This window comes from Microcoleus sp. Pol12B4 (assembly GCF_036701385.1).
Classification (GTDB): Bacteria; Cyanobacteriota; Cyanobacteriia; order Cyanobacteriales; family Microcoleaceae; genus Microcoleus.
Genome location: NZ_JAUBQR010000407.1, coordinates 1 through 2,279 on the forward strand (window position 1 = coordinate 1; position 2,279 = coordinate 2,279).

Genomic DNA, 2,279 nt, shown 5'->3' on the forward strand with positions numbered 1-2,279 from the left:
CTGGTGAAACCACCCCAGTAGCAATGGTTGCTCCTTCTATCAATGGTTAATTTTTAACTTGAGATAATCAAAAAGCGCTCCTAGAAATAGGGGCGCTTTTTGTTTGAAAAAAAATAATTTTGCGATGAATCGGCGGTAGAAACCGCGCCTAAACAAACGAAGTCCGCATCCGCGGATTAAAGAATAGAATATTAGGATAGACTCCAAGTTTTGGAAGCCGTATATTATGGCTGGGGTGGTAACAACCACGCTGAAACAAAGAGGGAGTAAGTATTGAGCAAAGGTGTGCTAAAAAAAGATAGTCAGCAAAATTGTTATACGCTTGCCTATCCAAAAAATAATGATACCAACATTCTACCGCATTCATTTAGAAAAAAAACTAACGTTAGCTCAGTTTAAGCTGATTGAAATCTTGTTACCCGTGATACAATCCAAATAACAAATCAGATTAGAACGGCTCTCCCGCGTATTTCCCTCTCTAATTACCAGCGAAAGTCGGCGACGTAAGTTACAAAGATTTTTGGATTTGCCCAACTTAACTATTTCATTAATTTGGTTCCCATTAATTAGTTATTGGTTGACAACTTATTGTCGTGTTGCTACTCGTTTATCAATCGCAATTGACCGCAGTCAATAAGGGCGCATTAATCTTTTTATGGTTAGCCTAATCTGGGAAAAAAGAGCAGTTCCCTTATACTGGTCGCTGCTGCCAAAATTAGGAAACAGTAACTTGGAGTCACAAACTACAAATTTAGAGCAAATCTTACCATTATTTTAAAAATATAAAGTTATCGTTTTAGGAGACCGTAAATTTTGTTCTTTGGATTTAGCAAACTGTCTTAAATCAAAGGAGGTGTCGTTTTGCTTGAGACTCCAAAAGAATCATTGTATCGAAATGGACGATTTAATTTGGCAACGGTTATATGAGCGAGGAATAGTACCCAGAACATCTTTTTATGTTCAAGGAAAAAGAGTGAGAAAAACTCGACCTGTCACCGGATTTGAGCTTGCTTGCAAATGGAAAAAAAATTATGGGAAATATCAAGTTAAAGAAGCTTGGTTTATTCTCACGAATTTAGGTTCATTGCCAGCAGCAATCAATGCTTATCAGCAGCGCATGGGCATTGAAGAAATGTTTCGAGACTGTAAAAAAGAAGGCTACGATCTGGAAGGGACTAGCCTAAAAGGAAACAGACTTATTAATATGATTCTCCTGATGACGCTTGCCGACAGTTCCGCAATATTTCAAGGCACTGAATAGAGAAAGAAGCAGGTACAAAAATATGTATCTCGTCGCAAAGAACCGAAGAGGAAATATCGTAGACGGAGTACATTTGGTGTTGGCGTAGATGCCGAAAAGTGGGTTAATTATCTAGAACAATATGCTTTGGAGATGCAACAGTTAATGAAGTTAACTCGAAATAAACGCCGCTTTTATGAACAAGCTCTGAAGGCTGCAACCCTTATTTGGTCTATATCCTAAGCCTCTTTGTCACCCCCCCAGCCCTGCTGCAAGTCTTAGGCAAGAACAGCATTGGTTATGCCACATTCGCTCAAGGGTTATGCCACATTCGCTCAAGTAGTTAATCAGAGAACGGTGCGCGTTGTTCCAGTCAACGGTGCGACGACGGATGCTGGTAACTATCCTTAGAAGCGGCAGTTGTACTATGCCTACAAAAATCCTCCTAGCCAAGCAGTTAAGGATTTCTTGGGCTATGCGACTTCTTCGGAAGGACAGAAAGCTATGCTGGCCGGAAATTGAGCCTTTGCAAACCTCCGACATTCAGTGAAATAGTCCACCAGACTGAAGTCTGGCGCTGCAGAAGCTTAGGTTCACACAGGCGGACTTCTTCTTTAACCCACATAGGTGGGTTTTGTGTGTGTAGACGCGGTTACCAACCGCCCGCAACCCTACAAACCTCAAAATACTATTCATTTGTCATTGCTGAACTGATAGGCTAATATTCGATGTAATTTAAAATTTAAGGTTTTTCTGTGAACAAAAGTCGCGAACCCGTCGAAAGTTTACTTCTCTACTATTTATTCAAATGGTCAATTGTCAGCCCGATGCTGCACCTGTACTTTCGAGGCCGCATCTACGGTGCAGAAAATGTTCCGACAGAAGGGCCTGTGGTAGTAGTCAGCAATCACGCCAGCGATTTTGACCCGCCGATTTTGTCGAATTGCATGAGGCGACCTGTCGCATTTATGGCAAAGGAAGAGTTATTTAAAGTTCCTATTTTGAAGCAGGCAATTACGCTTTACGGTGCTTACCCAGT

2 protein-coding genes are annotated in these 2,279 nt (G+C 41.1%); both read left to right on the plus strand.

Annotation, left to right across the window (positions count from 1 at the left end; translation table 11 throughout):
• Positions 1–790: 790 nt before the first annotated feature.
• The gene (locus QUA38_RS28585) at positions 791–1,261 is read left to right on the plus strand and encodes a transposase (protein WP_333167834.1); all 471 of its coding nucleotides are present in this window, start codon (positions 791–793) and stop codon (positions 1,259–1,261) included.
• A gap of 734 nt (positions 1,262–1,995) precedes the next feature.
• Positions 1,996–2,279, plus strand: a 284-nt coding sequence (locus QUA38_RS28590; protein ID WP_333167832.1) for a 1-acyl-sn-glycerol-3-phosphate acyltransferase, incomplete at its 3' end; no start/stop codon positions are given.